The sequence below is a fragment of the Pelagicoccus enzymogenes genome, from assembly GCF_014803405.1.
Taxonomy (GTDB): Bacteria; Verrucomicrobiota; Verrucomicrobiia; order Opitutales; family Opitutaceae; genus Pelagicoccus; species Pelagicoccus enzymogenes.
In genome coordinates this window covers 35,685-55,609 of the sequence record NZ_JACYFG010000042.1, presented here as the reverse complement: position 1 = coordinate 55,609, position 19,925 = coordinate 35,685, and the positions used below count along the sequence as shown (strand labels likewise).

The 19,925-nt window shown below is 58.5% G+C and carries 17 protein-coding genes; 7 read left to right on the top strand and 10 right to left on the bottom strand.

The annotated features are described in order from the left end of the window. Positions 1 to 255 precede the first annotated feature (255 nt). Positions 256 to 1,515 (bottom strand): 6-phosphofructokinase, encoded by a 1,260-nt coding sequence (locus tag IEN85_RS18450; protein WP_191618588.1) that lies wholly within the window; start codon positions 1,513 to 1,515, stop codon positions 256 to 258. Between the two features lie 268 nt (positions 1,516 to 1,783). On the opposite strand from IEN85_RS18450, the gene IEN85_RS18445 reads away from it, so the two are divergent. Continuing rightward, entirely contained in the window at positions 1,784 to 3,289 is a 1,506-nt protein-coding gene (locus IEN85_RS18445) for a glycine--tRNA ligase (RefSeq protein ID WP_191618587.1), read from the top strand. Positions 3,290 to 3,500: 211 nt separating this feature from the next. Here IEN85_RS18445 and IEN85_RS18440 read toward each other — a convergent pair whose 3' ends face one another. The 3 genes from IEN85_RS18440 to IEN85_RS18430 form a co-directional block, all read right to left on the bottom strand. Beyond that, a complete protein-coding gene (locus IEN85_RS18440) occupies positions 3,501 to 4,727 on the bottom strand; it encodes a pyrophosphate--fructose-6-phosphate 1-phosphotransferase (protein WP_191618586.1) in 1,227 nt (408 codons plus the stop codon). A 70-nt stretch (positions 4,728 to 4,797) separates the two neighbouring features. Beyond that, entirely contained in the window at positions 4,798 to 5,703 is a 906-nt protein-coding gene (locus IEN85_RS18435; RefSeq protein ID WP_191618585.1) for a metallophosphatase, read from the bottom strand. Positions 5,704 to 5,735: 32 nt separating this feature from the next. Beyond that, the gene (locus IEN85_RS18430; protein WP_191618584.1) at positions 5,736 to 6,479 is read right to left on the bottom strand and encodes a 5'-nucleotidase C-terminal domain-containing protein; all 744 of its coding nucleotides are present in this window, start codon (positions 6,477 to 6,479) and stop codon (positions 5,736 to 5,738) included. Between the two features lie 315 nt (positions 6,480 to 6,794). Here IEN85_RS18430 and IEN85_RS18425 point away from each other — a divergent pair, with 315 nt between their 5' ends. The 4 genes from IEN85_RS18425 to IEN85_RS18410 all read left to right on the top strand — a co-directional run bounded on the left by IEN85_RS18425 (position 6,795) and on the right by IEN85_RS18410 (position 11,326). Continuing rightward, positions 6,795 to 7,535 (top strand): hypothetical protein, encoded by a 741-nt coding sequence (locus IEN85_RS18425; RefSeq protein WP_191618583.1) that lies wholly within the window; start codon positions 6,795 to 6,797, stop codon positions 7,533 to 7,535. Between the two features lie 248 nt (positions 7,536 to 7,783). Continuing rightward, a complete protein-coding gene (locus tag IEN85_RS18420) occupies positions 7,784 to 10,126 on the top strand; it encodes a Tex family protein (protein WP_191618582.1) in 2,343 nt (780 codons plus the stop codon). Between the two features lie 239 nt (positions 10,127 to 10,365). After that, a complete protein-coding gene (locus IEN85_RS18415; RefSeq protein WP_191618581.1) occupies positions 10,366 to 10,617 on the top strand; it encodes a hypothetical protein in 252 nt (83 codons plus the stop codon). 106 nt (positions 10,618 to 10,723) lie between these two features. Then, positions 10,724 to 11,326: a flavin reductase family protein gene (locus tag IEN85_RS18410; protein ID WP_191618580.1), complete on the top strand. Its 603-nt coding sequence runs from the start codon at positions 10,724 to 10,726 to the stop codon at positions 11,324 to 11,326. Positions 11,327 to 11,411: 85 nt separating this feature from the next. On the opposite strand, the gene IEN85_RS18405 is transcribed toward IEN85_RS18410, so the two are convergent. Then, complete coding sequence (locus IEN85_RS18405; RefSeq protein ID WP_191618579.1) at positions 11,412 to 13,175, bottom strand: hypothetical protein; 1,764 nt, start codon at positions 13,173 to 13,175, stop codon at positions 11,412 to 11,414. A 211-nt stretch (positions 13,176 to 13,386) separates the two neighbouring features. Here IEN85_RS18405 and IEN85_RS18400 point away from each other — a divergent pair, with 211 nt between their 5' ends. Continuing rightward, a complete protein-coding gene (locus IEN85_RS18400; protein ID WP_191618578.1) occupies positions 13,387 to 13,587 on the top strand; it encodes a hypothetical protein in 201 nt (66 codons plus the stop codon). A gap of 138 nt (positions 13,588 to 13,725) precedes the next feature. Here the strand turns inward: IEN85_RS18400 and IEN85_RS18395 are convergent, their stop codons facing one another. From IEN85_RS18395 to IEN85_RS18375, 5 genes are all read right to left on the bottom strand, one after another. After that, the gene (locus tag IEN85_RS18395) at positions 13,726 to 14,775 is read right to left on the bottom strand and encodes a M48 family metallopeptidase (RefSeq protein WP_191618577.1); all 1,050 of its coding nucleotides are present in this window, start codon (positions 14,773 to 14,775) and stop codon (positions 13,726 to 13,728) included. Continuing rightward, positions 14,769 to 15,878, bottom strand: coding sequence for a YjgN family protein (locus IEN85_RS18390; RefSeq protein ID WP_191618576.1), 1,110 nt, complete (start codon positions 15,876 to 15,878; stop codon positions 14,769 to 14,771). Before IEN85_RS18390 ends, IEN85_RS18395 begins: the two co-directional genes overlap by 7 nt. Before the next feature lie 601 nt (positions 15,879 to 16,479). Further along, positions 16,480 to 16,911, bottom strand: coding sequence for a DUF4399 domain-containing protein (locus IEN85_RS18385; RefSeq protein ID WP_191618575.1), 432 nt, complete (start codon positions 16,909 to 16,911; stop codon positions 16,480 to 16,482). A 29-nt stretch (positions 16,912 to 16,940) separates the two neighbouring features. After that, positions 16,941 to 17,684, bottom strand: coding sequence for a LolA-like protein (locus tag IEN85_RS18380; RefSeq protein WP_191618574.1), 744 nt, complete (start codon positions 17,682 to 17,684; stop codon positions 16,941 to 16,943). A gap of 5 nt (positions 17,685 to 17,689) precedes the next feature. After that, complete coding sequence (locus IEN85_RS18375) at positions 17,690 to 18,931, bottom strand: S41 family peptidase (protein WP_191618573.1); 1,242 nt, start codon at positions 18,929 to 18,931, stop codon at positions 17,690 to 17,692. Positions 18,932 to 19,368: 437 nt separating this feature from the next. Between IEN85_RS18375 and IEN85_RS18370 the strand changes: the two genes are divergently transcribed. Then, positions 19,369 to 19,884, top strand: coding sequence for a GNAT family N-acetyltransferase (locus IEN85_RS18370; protein ID WP_191618572.1), 516 nt, complete (start codon positions 19,369 to 19,371; stop codon positions 19,882 to 19,884). The last annotated feature ends 41 nt before the right edge of the window (positions 19,885 to 19,925 follow it).

The window sequence follows — 19,925 nt, the reverse complement described above, 5'->3', positions numbered from 1 at the left end:
TTGGGAAATAGCGAGCCGCACCGCGCGACCTGAGGCAAGGAAAGGAGCAATCCCGCCGCCTAGCAAACCGAATATGCAAGACGCTGCGTCGGGTTCGGGTTACGGGGTTGAGTAGATCTTCCTGCACTCAAGCTTACTGCTCGTCCCGCAAGGCTGGAATTATCGCACCTCACGGCACCGCCGGTTCCGGACGCAAAAAACCCTCGCGTCCCGGAGAGACGTCGAGGGTTTGGAAATTTGGATACGAGTTCTCGCTTAGATCTCGTAAGCGGGAAGCACCTTGTCGATACGTGTCGCCTTGAGGTTGACGAATACCGGAAGACCGTTCTCCCACTGCAAGTTGACTTCGCCTTGGATCAAAGGAGTCGCGTACTTCACGAAGGGGAAGTTCATGCTGACGCCGTCGTCGTTGATCCACTCCGCAGGCAACTGCTTGGAAGTGGCAGGAACGTCCGCCAGGTCAACCCAACCGGTTTCGCACTTGTAGGAGTCCGCTTCCGCGCGCTGCAAGGTGATCATCTTGCCGCTCTTGCCATTTTCGACCGCTTGCACGACCGCAGCCGAACCCGCCAGGTAAGCTTCGTCGGAGTCGGCCTGGGACGCGTTGTGCGTAGCAGCGCGACCGGCAACGCCAAGCTTGCAGGAACGGGCGGAAACGCCGATGCGGGTCTCAACGATGCCGCGGAGGAATTCGCCAGCGCCGCCGAGCTGCACGTGCCCGAATGCGTCCGTGCTGGAAGCCTTGGCCGAAACGTAGTTACCGTTGAGGTCAACCAAACCTTCGCCCACGACGATCAAGCAGTACTTCTCGCGAGCGAGCACCTTCTGCACGTCTGCTACGAACTTCTCGGGATCGAAGGCGATCTCAGGAAGCAAGATGATGTGGGGAGGATCGTGCGGCTGATCGCGACGCTTGGCCAAAGTAGAGCCGGCGGCGATCCAACCGGAGTTGCGGCCCTGCACCTCAAGAATGGAAACGTAGTCGCCTTCGCCAATCGACTCATTGTCAGCGGCCATCTCGCGAACCGTTGTCGCCACGTGCTTGATCATGCTGCCGTAGCCGGGAGTGTGGTCGGTGGCGGAGATGTCGTTGTTGATGGTCTTAGGGATGCCGATCACGCGCATCTCGTAGCCTTGCTCCTTGGCCAAGGCATCGAGCTTGTCGAGCATAGCCATGGATTCGCTGTCGCCGATGTAGAAGAAGTAGCGGATATTGTGGGCCTTGAAAACTTCCAGAGCTCGCTCCAGGTCCTCTTCCTTCTTGAAGACGTAGCGGCAAGTGCCAAGGGCAGAGCCCGGGCTGGACTTGAGAAGGCGGATCGCTTGCTGCGACTCCGCAGCGAGGTCGACGAGATCTTCGTTGAGCACACCGACTACCCCGTTGAGGCCACCGTAGATCTCTTCGATACACTCGTGGTTGAGCGCTTCTTCGATGACGCCTGCGAGGCTCGCGTTAATGACTGCAGTGGGTCCACCCGACTGACAAACGAGGCAATTTCCTTCTAATTCCGACATGTTGAGAAAAGGTTCTATTCTTTGGTAACTGGCAAGAGAAAGGATATCACCAACCGCTTGGCAACTACCTTTTCACCAATCACCAAAGAGGAGCTTCCTTGTCTCGTCCAGAGGGAAGTCGGAGGGTCGCTCCCAGCAAAAACCATGCGGATTCTCAAAATATTCCGAGCGCCTTCGACAGATCGGCGCCCGCCCGATCAGAGAGATCGCGCCCGACCCCATTCTTCCCCTTGACCGCCAACCGCAAAACGCCATTTTCACAGCCCTTATGGCCAAATCAAAAGCATCAGCAAATCCACTCATGGATGCCATCGTAGCCGTCTGCAAACGCAGAGGGTTCATTTTCCAGTCTTCGGAAATCTACGGCGGCTATAACGGCTTTTTCGATTTCGGCCCCCTCGGCGTCGAACTGAAGAAGAACATCAAGGACGCCTGGTGGAAGGACATGGTGCACCGCCGCGAGGACATCGAAGGCCTCGACTCCTCCATCATTATGTCGCCCAAGATCTGGGTCGCCTCCGGACACGTGGGCGGTTTCTCCGATCCCATGGTCGACTGCAAGGTCTCCAAGATGCGCTACCGCGCCGACCAGCTCTTCTTCGCCCCCGTTATCGTGGACGGCGAGAAGATTGGCTACGTTTCCATCCTCGAGGACGGCAACATGCAGGCCGACGCCGAAGCCGCTGCCGACAAGATGAAGCGCAAGGGCGGCCACCAAGGCGAACTCGCTCCCATCGAACTGAAGGAGTACACCGAGGCCACCGAGGAGGAGTGGGCCCTCATCCCCTCGCCCGCCACCGGCGAGCCGGGCAGCCTCACCGCTCCCCGCGAGTTCAACCTCATGTTCGAGACCAAGGTCGGCGCCCTGAGCGACAGCTCAGCCACCGCCTACCTTCGCCCCGAGACCGCCCAAGGCATTTTCGCCAACTACAAGAACGTGGTCGACACCGGCCGCGTAAAGATCCCCTTCGGCATCGCCCAAATCGGCAAGGCCTTCCGCAACGAGATCACCCCGAAGAACTTCATCTTCCGCTCCCGCGAGTTCGAGCAGATGGAGATCGAGTACTTCGTGTCTCCCGATTGCGACTGGTCACAAATCCACCAGGAGTGGATCCAGTACTGCCACGATTGGCTGCTCTCTATCGGCCTCCCCGAGGAAATGCTCGGCCGCGACGTGCACGAAAAGCTGGCCCATTACGCCAAAGCCTGCACCGACATCACCTTCCAGTTCCCCTTCGGCGAACAAGAGCTCTGGGGCATCGCCGCCCGCGGCGACTTCGACCTCACCCAGCACGCCGAACACTCCGGCAAGCCCATGGAGATCTTCGACGAAGCGGCCAAGAAGAAGTACATCCCGCACGTCATCGAGCCCTCGCTCGGCGTAGATCGCCTCTTGCTCGCCCTGCTCACCGCCGCCTACACGGAAGACGAAGTCGGCGGCGAGAAGCGTACGGTCATGAAATTCCACCCGCGCATCGCCCCCTACAAGGTGGCCGTGCTGCCGCTTCTCAAGAACAAGCCCGAGCTCGTGGAACGCGCCCGCGCCATCTTCGACAAGCTCTCCCGCCGCTACAACGTCTTCTGGGACACCGCCGGAGCCATCGGCAAGCGCTACCGTCGCCAAGACGAAGCCGGCACGCCCTACTGCGTCACCATCGACTTCGACACCATCGAGAAGGACGGCAGCGTCACCTTGCGTGATCGCGACACCACCGAGCAAAAGCGCGTCAGCGAAGAAGAACTCTACCAGTTCCTTGACGAGCAACTGTTCTAGGAAGGTAGGAAGCGGCCTCGCGCCGCGATCCTCAACCCATATTGCAAGCCCGTCTCCCCTAGGAAGACGGGCTTTTTCGTGTCACAAATCGCGGAGCAAGGCCGCTTCCCATAAAAAAGACCGACGCGCAAACTACGCGTCGGCCTTCATATTCAAAATCCGGAACAGGTGGCGCGGCTTCTCCGAAGACGCATTTGTCCAACCCTTTCCCTTAGTGGCTCGTATCCTGCACCTTGCCCTTAGGCTGGCCGATCTCCGAGAGCAACTCGTCGAACCAAGGCTCGTTCGTGTTGAACGGCTTGCCGCCCGCCACGCGCTCGAATTCGCAAGCCCGCAGGATGTCGCGGTTGTTTTCGTCGTGGCCGATCACGCCGCTCTCGCCCGCGAAGGCCGCTTCCACAGCCTTGTCCGTGCAGCTCTTGATAAGGTTGAGATCCTTGGCGTTGGCCGCCGCCGCGCGAGAGTAGTAGCCGCTCTTCTGCACGAGCACCTTCTCCGCCCCGATCAGTTCCTTGAACTGCTTGGCGAAGTACTGGCCTGGGTTGATGAAGTCGAGCTGCACGTGACCGAAAGCGTCACGGATGATCTCCTCGCCCGCCGCTTCCTTCTGGGCCACGATGTCGGCCACGCCGGCGCCCTCAGAGAGGAAGATGTTGACCGCGTCGTGCTCGTCCAGCTGCTTGCGCAAGCGAGCCGCCTCCGCTTCCAGATCGATGCTGAGCTCCGGCACGTAGACCGCATGCACGTCGTGACGCTCGCGCGAGAGGCCGATTTCCGGCACCCAGTAGCGGCACTTCTGGCGCTTGTGGTACTCGTAGGCCGTGTAAGCCGCGAGCCAACCGCAATGGCGACCCATCACCTCATGGATGATCAGCATACGGGGGCTGGAATTGTGCTCCGCCACCACGTTTTCAAAATAGTTCGCCCCGTGCTCCGCCGCCGTATAGGCGCCGAGGGACTGCTTGATCGGGTAAACGTCGTTGTCGATGGTCTTGGGCAGACCGATCACGCGCAGGGCGTAGTCGTTCTTCGCCAAGTAGGCCGCGAGATCCGCCGCCGCGGTGTTGGTGTCGTCGCCACCGATGGTGTGCAACACGTCCACGCCGTCCTTCACCAACTGGTCAGCAGCCACCTTCTGTGGATCTTCGCCTTCCTTCACCAAACCGCGCTTCACGCAATCCTTCACGTTGGTCAGCTTCACGCGGCTGTTGCCGATCGGGCTGCCGCCAAACAAGTGCAGATTGCCCGCGTTCTTGCGAACCTCCGGAGTCACCTCGTAGCTCAAGCCCTTGAGCAAGCCGTAGTAGCCGTTCTTGTAGCAAATGATCTCCACGTCCGGATCGATTTCCGTGTAGCGCTGAATCAAGCCGCCAATTGCCGAGGAAAGACAAGGGGCCAAGCCGCCTGCCGTAAGGATACCTACTTTCTTAACTTTCATTTTGCGATAATGTGTGAGGACCGGAATCGCTAGAGTACTTTTCCCCGAAAGACAAGGGAGGAGCTGCCAATCAAGCCACCACTAACGGATCCTGCCTCATCGCCAGGCCATCCCCTCGCTCCAGCCTCACCTCGACGCGACCGAGCCGCATCCCCGCCCAGCCTTGCTGCGTCACCCGCGTCACGCCGCCACCTTTGCGCGGCAACGCTACCAAATCGTCCAAAAAGGTGTGCGAATGCCCGCCCAAGACCAAGTCGATCCCCTCAACCTGCGCCGGAAAACGGTCGTCCCGCATCTGCTCTCCTTCGTAGCGGGTGCGGTAACCCATGTGCGAAAGGCAAACGATCAGGTTGCAGCCGCGGGCCTTCAGTTCCGCAACCGAACGACGCGCCGACTCCACCGGATCCAAGTAAATCACCCCCACATGATTGTGAGACGCAACCATGCCCTTCAACTCGCACAAAACGCCGAACAAGCCCACCTTGAACGGCCCGATCTCCCTGATCGTCCAAGGCTTGACCAAGGGGGCGAGCGACTTCGCTCCACTCCAGTCCAAATTGCTGGAAACCCACTCGAAGCGGGCCAAAGGCATCGTCTTCTCCAAGCCCGCAATTCCATTGTCGAACTCATGGTTCCCCACCGTGGCCACATCGTAGCCGACACGGTTCATGGCTTCGATTTCCACCTCCCCTCCGTAGAGGTTATAGTAAGGCGTCCCTTGAAACATGTCGCCGCTATCGACCAACAGCGTATGCTCCTCCCGGTCGCGTATCCGATCGACCAATACCTTCCGTCTAGCGATTCCGCCCAAGCCTTGATTGCGGCTGCCATCCATCGGAAACGGATCGATGCGCGAGTGCGTATCGTTCGTCTGCAAAATCGTCAGCTTCGGCCGATGGTCCGCCACACGGCCGAGCGCGCCAGAAAGTACCGTCAATCCCAGCCCCGCAGTTCCCAAAAAACGTCTCCTGTCCATATTCGCTCCTGCTCTCATTTACTCTTCTCCATTCACTCCACCACCCGCACGCGACCTTCCCCCGCGTCGAATATCCTCACGCCACGCTCCGCCAGAGCCGACAAGTGCAACACGATCGCATCCCTCTGTATCAAATTCTTAGATACTCGCTTCTCCAAAATCCACTCCTCGCGAAACAAGGCTCCGTAGGTCGCGACCAAGTAGTCGATCGTGACCACCCGGTAGCGACGCCTTGCATCGATCGGCTCTCCGTTGACCAAAGCCTCCAACACTCGCCCTTCGCTATCCAGCGTCACTTTGATCCCAGAGACAGCCACTCCTCCCGCCGCCTGTCGCGCCAGCTCCTGCACGAAAGCGCCATCCACCTCCAAATAGGTCAGGTAATTCTCGAAAGGAGACAGCTCAGTGATCAGCCCCATCGTCAGCTCCCCCTGCGGCAAGTCCCTCCGCAAGCCCCCGAAATTCGTCACCGACAAATCCACCTCCGCTCCGAACTCCTTCGCTCCCACTACCCGCAGCGAATCCGCCACCAAGTTCGAAAGACCGCACTCCGGCCGCGACCGCGAAAGCGGCTCGGCCGCATAACCGATCACCTCCGCCGCAAACGCCTCTACCCCCTCGCGGTAAGGAGCCAAATAAGCCGCCAGGCCCTCATCGTCCCGCACACTCCCGTCCACCCGAACCGCAGAAAACTCAAGCTCAGCCACCGGCTCCGCCCAGGAGTACAAGGACAAAACCACTCCCCAAAGGCAGGTTCCCAACACACGAAGAATCATACCCCCAAGCTCCGCTTTCCAAGCCCAAGTTTCAAGCCAGCTTCCCCATATCCCCGCCAACGGATTCATTGTTCACGCTCCCGTAACCTTATGAGGGAATTTCTATTCAAAACGAGAACATCAAATTTTGAAAAAGTGTAAAACATGTAAAAGCAACCGACGAATCTTTGCTCCGGAAAACGACGAAACCGCCCACCTAAAAGGTCTATATAGCTCTTACCTACAACGACTTAATTAAATACCAAGAATCCAAATAACCAGCAATGGTACAGCAATTGCTAACGGCGCCGCTCACGCTTAATCTGTAAAAAATACATGAAAACAAAACTCCCAACTACGCTTGCTGCGGTTTTCTTTACAATCGCCGCGACCTCATCAATTCAGGCAGCCAACATCGACCTGAGCACTTGGACCCAAGAGGGTCCTTCTGGAAACGGTGACTGGCAGGTAAGCTCAGACGGCTCGACCGTGCTCCAGCGGATCAATGGAAATCCAACGTTCTTCGTTAGCCCGGAATACTTCATCAACAATTCCTTCAAGGGAAAGTTCGGCGTGGAGACGACATCCGACGACGACTACATCGGCTTCGCCCTCTTCGAAGGTGAGGACGCAAGCGACCCATTTATTCTCTTTGACTGGAAGCAAGGGTTGCAGAGCAGCTCCCAGCCCGGATTCTACCTTTCCAAGGTAACAGGCGGCGCAAGCGCGATTCCATTCGGCAACCATCACCTCGATGCCCCAGGGTACGACGTATTGGCCACCAACCTCGGAACAGGATGGGCAGACAACACGGTCTACGACTTCACGCTCAACTACACCACTACCAATCTCAAAATCGAAATCGCTGGCGGAGCATTCGGCACCGGACAAACGATCTTCGACCTCAACGGCACCTACAACCAAGCGAGATTCGGCTTCTACAACTACTCGCAGTCCTCGGTACGCTACCAAGGCTTCACCGAAGACGTGATCAACGTCCCGGACAACGGCGCCACCGGCCTCGCTCTTGCAGGAGCCTTCGCTCTGCTCGTCGGCCTTCGCCGCAAGCTCCGCTAGCCTCGGTCTTGGTTCGCAATAAAACGAACGAGACAATTTCTCTCCCAACGGACCGCCGACGCGGTCCGTTTTTTTGTGCCTCGCTCGCAGCAACGACCTCCCCCCTTTCCACACTCCGATCAAAAAGCCGCCCACCCTAAATCCGCCTTGCCACCCGTAAAGCCACAACCATCCTCACCCGTTTTTCAGCAGGTAGGAGCGACCTCGGTCGCGATCCCTCAACAACCAAGTACCCAAAACCCAATTTCATGCACGAAAACTTCCTTCCCAAGATCTCCGAAGAACTCTCTATCCCGGAGTCACACGTAGCCGCCACCGCCAAGCTCCTCGTCGAGGGAGGCACTGTCCCCTTCATCGCCCGCTACCGCAAGGAAGCCACCGGCGGACTCGACGAAGTCCAGATCGCCAACATACGCGACCGCCTCGACCAGCTCAAAGCCCTCGAAGACCGCCGCGCCGCCATCCTCAAGTCGCTCGAAGACCAGAAAGTCCTCACCGACGAGCTCAAAGCCAAGGTCAACGCCGCCGAAACCATGGCCCGCCTCGAGGACGTCTACCTCCCCTACAAGCCCAAGCGCCGTACCAAGGCCACCATCGCCCGCGAAAAAGGCCTCGAGCCGCTCGCCCAAAAACTCTTCGAAGGCCAGGAAAACGCCGCCCTCGACCCCACCGCCGAGGCGAACGCCTTCGTGGACGCCGAGAAGGAAGTGGCCGACTCCGAGGCCGCCCTCGCCGGCGCCCGCGACATCATCGCCGAGTGGATCAACGACGATGCCGACGCCCGCGCCGAACTCCGCGAACTCTACACCAAGCACTCCACCCTCACCTCCAAGGTCATGATGGGCAAGGAAGAGGAAGGCGCCAAATATCGCGACTACTTCGACTGGTCAGAACCCGTCGACAAAGCTCCATCGCACCGCATCCTCGCCATCCGCCGCGGCGAACAAGAGATGATCCTATCCATGTCCGTCCGCCCCGACGAAGACCTCGCCATCGCCAAGCTCGAAGCCCGCTTCGTAAAAGGCTCCAGCCCCGCCGCCGAGCAAGTGCGCCTCGCCACCCGCGACGCCTTCAAGCGCCTGCTCTCCATCTCCATGGAAACCGCCGCCCGCCTCGAAATCAAAAAGCGGGCCGACGCGGAAGCGATCCAGGTATTCACGTCAAACATACGCGAACTCCTCCTCGCCCCTGCCCTCGGCGAAAAAACCGTGCTCGCCATCGACCCCGGCTTCCGCACCGGCTGTAAAACCGTCGTGCTCGACGCCCAAGGCAAGCTCCTCTTCGACACCGTCATCTACCCCAGCCAATCCCAACGCCAGATCGACGAAGCCAAGACCATCGTCACCGGCCTCGTCCAACGCTTCCAGATCCAAGCCATCGCCATCGGCAACGGCACCGCCTCCCGCGAAACCGAATCCTTCGTCCGCGGACTCGGCCTGCCCAAGGACGTCGCCATCGTCATGGTCAACGAATCCGGCGCCTCCATCTACTCCGCTTCCGAAGTCGCCCGCGAAGAGTTCCCCGACAAGGACATCACCGTGCGCGGCGCCGTATCCATCGGGCGGAGACTTATGGACCCGCTGGCCGAACTCGTTAAGATCGATCCCAAGTCCATCGGCGTCGGCCAATACCAGCACGACGTCGACCAACGCGCCCTCAAGGCCTCGCTCGACGACTCCGTCCTCTCCTGCGTAAACGCCGTCGGCGTAGAGGTAAACACCGCCTCTAAGCAGCTCCTCTCCTACGTCTCCGGCCTCAACTCCCGCCTCGCCGGCGCCATCGTCGCCCACCGCGAAGCCAACGGTCCCTTCAAGTCCCGCAAGGAAATCACCAAGGTTGCCGGCATCGGGCCCAAGGCCTTCGAGCAAGCCGCCGGCTTCCTGCGTATCCGCGGCGCCGAAAACCCACTCGACGCCTCCGCCGTCCACCCCGAGCGCTACGGTCTTGTGGAAAAGATGGCCTTCGACCTGCAAGTCTCGCTCAAGGACCTGGTCAAAGACTCCGCCGCCCGTAACCGCATCGATATCCAAAAATATACTACGGACGAAGTCGGCCTCCCCACTCTGCAAGACATCCTGCAAGAACTCGCCAAACCCGGCCGCGACCCCCGCGCCGAATTCGAGCTCGTCCAGTTCAAGGAAGGCGTAAATCAAATCACCGACCTCACCGAAGGCATGAAGCTCACCGGCGTCGTCACCAACGTCACCGCCTTCGGCGCCTTCATCGACATCGGCGTGCACCAAGACGGACTCGCCCATATCAGCCAGCTTTCCGACAACTTCGTCAAAGACCCTAACGACGTCGTCAAGGTCGGCCAAAAGGTGCAAGCCACCGTCACCGAAGTCGACGTCGCCAGAAAGCGCATCGGCCTCAGCCTGAAGAGCGTGGTCGAGATCGACCGCCGCTCCCCCGCCGAGCGCGCCGCCGACAAAGAAAACCGCCGCAACAACCAATTCAACCGTGGCCCCCGCCAAGGCGGCGGCAACCGCAACAACGCCCCACGCGGCGGAAACCGTAGCGGCGGAGGCAACCGCGGCGGCAGCCAATCCTTCGGCTCCCTCGGCGACGCCTTCGGCGGCCTCAAGCTCTAACCGAAACGAAATTCCCTCTCCAGCCCGACCCGCTCACGCGTGTCGGGCTTTTTTCTCACCGTAGAGCGGAGCTTCAGCCCGCGTCCACACAACCCAATTTCTCCAACACCCCACCGTAGGGCTGTCGCTCGCGACACGCCGCATCGACCCAATCTGGCAATGCGATGCGGCACGTCCCTCGCGAATTTTGAGCGCTTCACTCCATTGCCAGATTGCTAATTTTTTGCTAAATTGCTCGCATGTCCTTCGAAACGGCCAAGCGAATCACTCCCGAGTCCTTCAACCAAGGGTTCCAATTCGGGCGTCGTCCTTCCGTTCGCTATCCGGTCAGGCAGGAGACGAAGCAGTCAGTCAACATTTCCAAGGAAACCCGTGAGCGAGCCGCTCACAAGAACGCCCCCATCCCCCATATTCCCCGCCAAGCCTACGGCACCAACGGCAAGATCGACCGCGGCACCCTCGTCGGCCAATTCCTCAGCGCCATGGCCTGAGCGCAGCAATTTCAAAACGATTACAACTGACAAAAGGCACGCCATCCGGCGTGCCTTTCTCGTTTTCCCTTTGCGCCCCGCCTGCTAGCCTACCAAGTCTAGCGGCATGGAAATCGACCTACCCAATCTCGAAGCCATCGAACGCTACAAATTCCTGACCTCCGTGGTGGTCCCACGCCCCATCGCTTGGGTCACGAGCTCTTCGCCCGAAGGCGGGGTCAACGCCGCCCCCTTCAGCTTCTTCAACGTATTCGGCTCCAAGCCGCCCCTCGTCGTACTGGGCATCGGAAACCGACCCGACACTGGCGAGCCGAAGGATACCGTGCTCAACATCAAAGCATCCGGCCAATTCGTCATCCACACCGTGAGCGAAGGGCAAGCCGAGCAAATGGTGAAGACCTCCACCGCCCTGCCCCGCGAGGACAGCGAGCTCGCGGCTTATGGACTGGACACGGTACCCTCCCAAAAGGTCGCTCCCCCACGCATTGCCGGAGCGCCCGTCGCTCTCGAGTGCGAACTGCACAGCATCCAAGAGATCGGGCAAAACCGCCTCATCGTCGCCCAAGTCGTACACGCCTCCATCGACGACGCCTTCTACGATCCAAAAACCGGATACGTCGACGCGGCCGCCATGCAGCTCGTCGGGCGCATGCACGGCCCCAACGGCTACTGCCGTACCGATTCCCTTTTCGAAATCGAGCGGCCGTAAGAAAAGCAAAGGTGGGAAGTGGCCTTGCGCCACGATCGATCGGCTTGGATTCGCGGCACAAGGCCGCTTCCCACAAAAGCAACCCTTACTTCTTTTTCTTGAACAAGCCGTCCAGCAGCTTACCCGCCGCCTCCGCTTCGTCGCCTTCAAGTCCCAGTTTTTTGGATACCTCCTCCGTTGCCTTCTTCTTGAGGGCCGCTCCTGCCAGTTTCTGCAGGGCATCCGACTCTAGCTTGATTCCCGGACGATCCAGCGGGCCGCGAATCTGCAGCGGTAGCGTGATTCCATCCAGGTCGACTGGATTTCCGCCAATCCTCGCTTGCGTTCCGTCAAAGGTAACCTTGGCCACCAAATCGTTGGCAGCGGTCCCGATCACGCCGCTCAAGTCGATATCCATGCTGCCGCCCGAAACCGGCGGATTTCCGTCCGACTTGATCTTGGACGCGAGCGGATCCACCGCGACCTGCTTGAGCAACATTTTCAAATCGTTCGTTCCCGTGCCACTCGCTCCTGCCAAACTCAAGCGAGCGTCGAATTTCTGATTGTCCGCCACCAACGACAGGGTCGGTGCAGCGGCCGCGAGGGCGGGATGCGTGGAAAGGTCCGCTCCGTTCAGATCCAACAAGGCCCCCTCAAAATAGGGCGTCTTGATCCCTTTCGCCTCGATGCGGCGTATCCACAAAGTGGGGCTTCCTTCGGTAAGAAAATCCGCTTTCACATTGGCGTGCCCCAAGGCTCGGATGCGACTGTTCAGCTCTTCCCTCCAAGTCAGGGTCTCTTGAGCCTCTTCCCCGCCAGCTGTCATTTGCTCGAGCCAACGCTTAGCCTGGGCGAGACGCTCCTTCCAAACGTCCGCATTCTCCAGCACGCTGTCCAAGTCGTCGAAGTCTGGCATCTCGATCTTGCTGTCCGTTTTCGGCTTAGGACCGATTTGCACGCCGGGAGTCTCACGAGCGTCGCCGGATGCCGCATCTTCGATGACCAAGTTGTCGATAGAGAAGCGCTTGCGCAGCAGGTCAGCCGTGTTCACGTCCGCTACGATACGCTTGGAGGAGAAAATATTCGTATCCAGATTCTGGGCATCTGCCAAGGCAAGCCCCAGCACCTCGAGCTTGCTCTCGCCGAAGCTCAAATCCACGCTCTCTAGGTCTACGGTCGCTCCATTGGCTGTCTCCAGGTTCGATTTAGCAAGCGAGGTGAGCAGCGGAGCAGAGAGCTTGCTGAATCCAAGCCCGATCACCGCTCCCAGCAAGACTACGATCGCCAAGCCCCAAATACGGATCGGATTGCCCATCTTGACGGAAAGCAGTTCCTCGTAGCTCTTCTTGCCACGCCCTTTCCCCAGGAAGAGGAACTTTAGCGCCTTCACCCACAGCTTTTCGTTGTACTTCTTCAGCCGAGCTGAGTCCTCCGACACGACCATCATTTTTTTGCGGTAGTTCGTGATCGAACGCTTGAGCACGAAAGCCAAAGCAAATCCCAGGATAAGAGCCAGCAATTGACCTCCCGCTACCGCGTAGTAGTCCAAACCGGAATACGCGGTCACCGGCGCATTGATAAGGGCCTTGAAGAGTCCCTGAGTCGGCCCTTCCAGCAAAAATCGACCAATCGCAAAAACCAGCGGCATGGCCAGCAGCAAAACCAGCTTGCTCAGCAGCAGCACGATACCCGCCAAGAACAGATTGGCGTTCAGCACCAGCAGCAAAAGGATCCAGAAAGCCACCAAGGCCGGGGCATGAGAAAAGCTGGGGATGAATCCAATCAAGGCCCCTAGGATGCAGGCTGCGTAAATTTGGAACGGCGTGGTTTTTCCGCGAATGAGTGAACCAATCTTCCGAGTAACGATCATAAGGAGCAGGATTAAGATTAAACCCGCTTCGAAAAAGAGCGGGCGAAAATGCGATTAAGGAACCTGACAATAGGAATGCCTAGAGGATCCTAAGTCAAAGCCACAGCAACAGCTTTTGCTAAACAATCTCCCCAAACACCCTGAGCTAGAGTACCTTGCTCAATTGAGACACATTCCAACACTCCTAGGCTTTTCCACCGATACCTTATCCATGAAACGCACCCTGCAAATTCTCGCCCTCTCCACCAGCCTATCGCTGCTAGGCGGCTGCGCCGTGACCGTCCCCGTGAAAGTCGCGAGCAAAACCACCAAGCTCGGCGTCAAGACTGCCGCCACCGGAGTGAAAACCACCGCCAAGGTCGCCGGAGCTCTCGTGCCCGACGGGGAGGAAAAGGAAGCAGAAAAGGATTAGTCTTTCTGTTTAGGGTCGCGCCTGCTGCCCCAGCGGACAACGCCTCTCAAAAGGTGGGACGGCCGCTCCGCGGGCGTCTTGCTTCCCAGTCCATGCGTACCGGCGCCCTCGGAGCGGCCGCACCACCTTCGAGCGCCCTTATTCCCCAGCCTGGATCTCGCGCAAGTTGTCCACCCGCTCCTGCAAGCTGGGGTGAGTCGAGAGAAACGTGGCGACCGGCAGGTCCGGAACGTCCTTATGCAACAGGATCAGAATCTCTTCCATCGCCTCAGCACCGATCCCCGACTCCTGCAATAGCTCCGCCGCAAAGGTGTCCGACTCCATCTCGAAGCGTTGTGAGTATTGGGAATTCATAACCATGGCAGGAATGCCTTCCGCCAATGAAATCACCGAGCTGGCATCCCCAACTAGAATCGAAAACACGATGAAAACTCCGCCGCGCTGCACCAAGCCGCGAATTCCGTGCTGCTCCTCCACGTGAGCCAATTCGTGCAGGAAAACCGCCTTGATCTGCTCATCCGTTTCGCACAACTGCACAAACTCGTCCGTCGCTACCACCAAGCCCGAGGGAAACGCGAAAGCATTGGCCCCGATCGCCTTTCCCGCAAAGAGCCGCAGCTCATAGTCATACTCCGAATCCTGCAGTCCGGCCATAGCGAGGGCATCGCTGAAGATGTCCTGCACTCGCAACTGCTCCTCGGAAGAAAGGTCGCTCTCAGCGATGTAATCGAAACGCTTCATCGAGGCGATGCTCTGGTCCGTCATGGATACCCGCCAAGACTGCGGCATGTCATGGGCCACCTTTTTGGCAAGCGCCGGCAAGCCCCACTGAAAAAAGCCGAAACAAAAAAAAGCCAGCAGCACCACGCTCGCCACCGTACCTTTCCAATGCCCTTCCAACCAGGCGACTCCCGACCAAAGCTTGCCCGAGGACAGGTTACGCTCCAGCTCGCGAAAGCCCGCCGTGTCCGAAGTCTCGAAACGGCAGTCTCCGTCATCCTCCTTGAAATGAACCACTCGCGGCAATGACCCGAGCGGCGGCTCGACGATGTATCGAGCCTTTTGATACGCCCGACGCTCCCCTGCTACGCAAAGCTCCAGCTCCTCGAACGCAAGCAAGCTCAACTTGGCCGCCACTTTTCGCGAGGATCCAACCTCGTAAAACTCGCCCTCGACCTCCGCTACCATCCGATATCGAGTTCAAACATGTCCGCAGCCGCATCGCCAATGGAGGACTGGTCCTCGCCTGCTTGGACCACGAATTCACCGAAGCCCGTTTCTGGGTGGTTCAGCTCAACCGACTCCGCCAAGTAGCGCGTCTTGCGGATAGCAGCCCAAGGAGCGAGCAATCCCAAGCTGAAGACGGTCGCAAAAATATTGGTCAATGAAATCCAGTAGAACCTGCCCACCTTCAAGGAAGATTTGAAGGCAGTCTGCTGCACGAGAAGCCGCCCCAAGTTGTAGTTGAAAAGCGATACGTAAACGTAGATCTGCACGAAGACCATTCCGAAAATCATCGGAAGGTAGAGGGCAAACAGGAAGCCAAACACCGCAGCGTCCGGCGGCTCGCCACCTTCGGCAGCCCCTAAGCCAGCTCCGGCAAATACAGTCATCATCGCCCCAAAGATAACGAGCCCATAGATTCCAACCGTGATCACCGCCGCCACGATGTAGGTCACGTAGTACTCGCCCGCTTGCGGCGTGAAATCGAACTTCCGGCCGCCGAAGCTCAGGTTCTTATAGAAGTATTCCTTTTGCTTCATGATCCAATAAGGGATGATCAAGCCAGCGGTGAACGGAATAAGCAGAGCCATCGCCAAATAGATCACATAGGCGTCGCCCACCGTACCGCTGAACTGGAAACGCACGTTGCGGTAGCTCGTGTTGTGAGCCTTGAATCGCATGGCCTTGTAGACCACCCAAGGTCCTGCAAAAACATAGATCAGGAAAAACGGAATAGTGAACATGGGGTTGAAGAAGCCAGCTGCATAATAGCCGCCGACGATGAAGAGCACGATCAAGTATCCCCACAAAATGTTGATCGGCTTCGCCAAGTAGTCGAAAGCATGCCCGTCCAAATGGGTGTTCGCGTGGAAGTATCGCCGCGTACGCACTCGAGCCCATGGCGTGTAGAAGCCGAGGGTCACCAGCGTCAGAAGCATATTCACAATCCAAATACGAAAGTACTCCCCCGTTTGGCCGGTGAAGCTGAAGGGATAGTCAATATTGGCGACCGCAGCGGGAGCAGCAAGAGAGGGTTCGCCTTCAAAAGGAGCTGGGGATTCGTTCATGAAAGAGGAAAGTTAACGATGCGAGGACACGGCAGCGACTGGCCGCTGCATAAGAGATGGTCCAATAAGTCAAGTTTCTGTAGGGTTAGACCTTAGTCCAGACCGCGTCGCGCTGATAAACAGGTTTGCACTGCGGTCTGCAGCAGGCTGCAACCCAGAAGAGGCTAGTATAAATGATTGGACTGTCTCTAAGAGCTATCGCCGGCACGAGAACGCACAAGCGTTTTCTACGTAAAGCCTGCAAGCGGAAACAAGAGCAACAATGGAGGGGCGACGGCCGCGTCGTCCGCGCTGCAGGAACATTCTCGGAAGGACTCGAAAAGCGAAGACTTCATAGGTGCGTAACCCACAAGGTTCATCGCGATTTCGCGGGGGACGGGGATTGCACAGTGGGGAGTGCCCTTGTAGCACGATCGATTCTGCCCAATCGCGGCACAAGGCCGCTTCCCACAATTGAAAATTGATCGAACACCTACCCAGCAATTTCCACTGCATTTAGCGGATGCCAAAAAAAAACGCCTGCCCGAAAAACCGGACAGGCGTTTAGCGAAAAAAGGAACGACCGAACAGGAAACGACCCGCGAAGTCGGGATCGCGCCACCTACTTCACCGTAACGGTAATCTCTTCCGAAATCACCGGCGGCTGATGCGGAATGTGCAAGTAGTCGCCCAGAACCAACTGCAGGCGATGCTTGCCCGGAGGAAGCGTCAACTCGACTTCGGTTTGTCCGCCCCCGAAATGCTTGAGGCTGTCCGTCATCGGCATCGGCGTATCCATGGCCGGCAGCGACTCGGCGTTGATGAGAAGATGATGGTGCCCCGTATTCGCTTTGTCGATACCGGCAGGAGCGACTCCCATCCCTTTCAAGCCAAAGCGAACCGTGAAGGTCTTCCCCACCACTTCGCCATCGGCAGGCGAGATAATGTAGGCCTCGGCTCCTTCCGGAGACGGCTGGCGCTCGAGGGCGGCCGAAGCTCCCATGGCGAGGCAGAAAAATGCGATAGCAGATACGATTAGTTTATTTGGACTCATAGGCTAGATATACGTTTGAAGATTGCTGCTCATTGCGGCGGGGAGAAAAGCGAGTCTTCCAGCTCCACGTTGAGCTCGAGGGAATTGAAGGAAATGTTGATGATCATGCCCGCATTCGTCACTTCCAGAGAGCCCGGAAACGAGATGCCATCCTTCTCCTGGTAGGACTTCACGATCATGCTCGCCGGCAACTGACCCATCGGGCCCATGTCCACCAGCATGTCCATACGCAGGAGCAAGCCGCTGTCCTTACTGTAGTAACACGTCTGCTCGAGGCCCGTTTCCGCCGCGGTCAGCTTGAGCACGTTGACGGCCTGACCGTCCACCACCGAGTCCGCCATTTTCTCCCCGGAGCTGTAGACTTCGTTGTAGGCGAGCATATCGGAAAAGTTGTCGTTGTGCTTGAGGGAGACGATTTCCCCTTCGCTCAGGTGACGGAAGCCTTGCATCGGATCATTGGCCCAGCCGATTTCGCCGTCGTACGCCTGCACGATGGTCCCCATTCCCGGTATCGTCTGGGCAACGTACAACTTGTCGGGCGACTTCATCGCCATTTCCGTCGTTCCGTTCATCCCGATCGCCGGGATAGACATGGTGCCCTTCAGGCGAGAAGACTTTATGGAGGCGATCAGGTCACGGCCACCGCTCGCGGCGATGTTAGCCTCCAAGACGGCGGCGACCTCCGACGGCAAAGCGGCGCGAACGGTCGCCAAAGGCGATGCTACAATCATGAGCAAGACCGCGACGGCCTTTCGAGATAGGGGTAGTTTCATATAAGTCAGTTGGTTTGATGGATCCAGTTAAGAGCTGCGATAAGAACACTGTCCTTCCCCGAGGAAAGATCAACCGGCGAAATCGTCACAATTTCGTCAGGGATCACTCCGCGAGCTTCCAGGCTCACGCCCTGAGGCGTCTTGAAGTCTCCGAGGGCGATCTGCAGCGAGTCCCCATTAGGCAAAGCAAAGAAGACCGAAGGAAGCGCCGCCCCGGGAGTCGGTTGCCCAAACACTCTCGCCCGCCCGAGCTCCTGCATGCCGATGGCGAATACCTCGCTCGTCGAAACGCTCGTCTCGTCGACAAGGATCGCTACCTTGCCATGGAAGGTACGGCGTTGCGGGAAGCCCACCACGTTCATGTGCCCGGAACGCAGCGTCGTACGTCCAAGCGTCGCTTGCTCTTCCAGAAGCAAGCCTGCCAATCCACCAGCCATCACCATCATGCCCCCCGGATTGCCGCGCAAGTCGATCACCAAGCCTGGAGCATCCGCCGGCAGCTCGGCCATGAAGGCTCTCACCTCCGGCATGACGGCTGGAAACCAAAGATTGAACCGCAGGAAGCCCGCGCCGTTTTCCAGAATCGAAGCCTCCAGCGCCAAGGGCATCCGCCCCAACCTGCCCAAGGGCTCGGTCTCACGCCCCTGATACCGCTCCTGCACCACCGTGAGCGAACGCTTCTTGCCGTCCGGCGAGCGCACGAGCAAGTCGACCTTGTCGCCCGCCTCGGTGCGAAGACGGGAAAGCAATGCCGTGATCAAACTGTAATTCAAGACATGCTTCGGCTGCCCGGTCTTCTCCAAGGAGCGCTTGAACGCCTTTACCTTGATCCCGTCGATCTCCAGCAAGACATCCCCATCCCGCAAGCCAGCGCGATAAGCCGCCCCCTCCGGATCGAGCCGGTAAAACACGATGCGCGAACCGGCGTAACAAGCGTCCACCCCAGCCGCCCCTCCTGCCCAAGGTTTGATTAGTTCCTGCGGATCGTAGTCCGACGAAATCAAGGCCAAGTGCGAGTCCCCCAACTGGTAGATCATCTCCGAGATTAAAGCCCGCACCTCGTCCATGCTCGCCGCTTGCGGGAGCTTCGCCCGATAACGCTCGCCCACCGCATCCCAGTCCAGCCCTCCGAAAGACGCGTCGTAGTAGCTGGCTCCGACCTGGCTCCATGCCGCCTCGAAAGTACGCTCCCGCAAGTCCTCGAAGTCGCGATCCTCCGACCCAAGGGCCAGAGCAAGGACTTGCATGCTGAAAAAGAGGCCCAGTAACTGCGTAAATTTTCGCATTGCAGGTCAAAACGATGCCCAGAAGTGAATCCCCTGCAATACAAGGATTTAAAAGAACGTAAAGAGAGGCTAAACCGTCGTAACCTTATCTTTTCATTAAAAAACTTTCTTTTCGGCGCGGTGGATGCTTTAACGCCATCAACTCATCGATGAAACGTTCTCAAACACAGCAACAATCCAATCATCAAGCAGTCCAAGCACAGGCCGCAGCGGCCTGCCGCCAATGGACCATGGCTTGGCACGCGGGAAGGATACCGGAGCGACAACGCTAACAAAATCCGATCTGTACACACCGCACTGCCAAGCCGAACGCCAAAAGACGTTCGGCCTTTTTTTGGCCCAGACAAATCCAATTTCGAAAACCAATCACAACTTTACCAACTCAGGAGAAACACAACATGACACACGCAAGACCAACAGAGACGCTTCCCCCCTCTATCATCGAGACGGAACGACTCATCTTGAGAACCCCGCGCCTCGAAGACGCGTTCGCCCTGCACGAGCTCGCTGCAGCCGATCCCTTCTTCGCCCATGCGACCGTCGGTCCTGCCAACAGTACGCTCGAGGCAGCCTGCACCGCCATCATTCGCATGCTGGAAGACCGCCGCAGCGGCACCGGAAGCTGGTGGATCGTCATCCACAAGGACACCGGCCACGCCATCGGCATCACCGGCTTCAGCGCCCGCCACTCGGGACACGGCCCCATCAACGCGCTCGCATCCAGCGAGCTCGGACGCGGCTACGCCCAAGAGATCGTCGGCGCCCTGCTCAACATCACGGCGCCGCTTCCCAGCCACCAGCATTCCTTCGAAACCGAGCCCACTCACGCAGAAGAGCCCGCACCGCCAACCCGCTGGTACTGGCAAAGCAAGCCCAGCCGCCCGGCTCGTCCCGGCAAACTCCGCTGCGCCTAAAAATACTGTGGGAAGCGGCCTTGCTCCGCGATTCTTCAAAT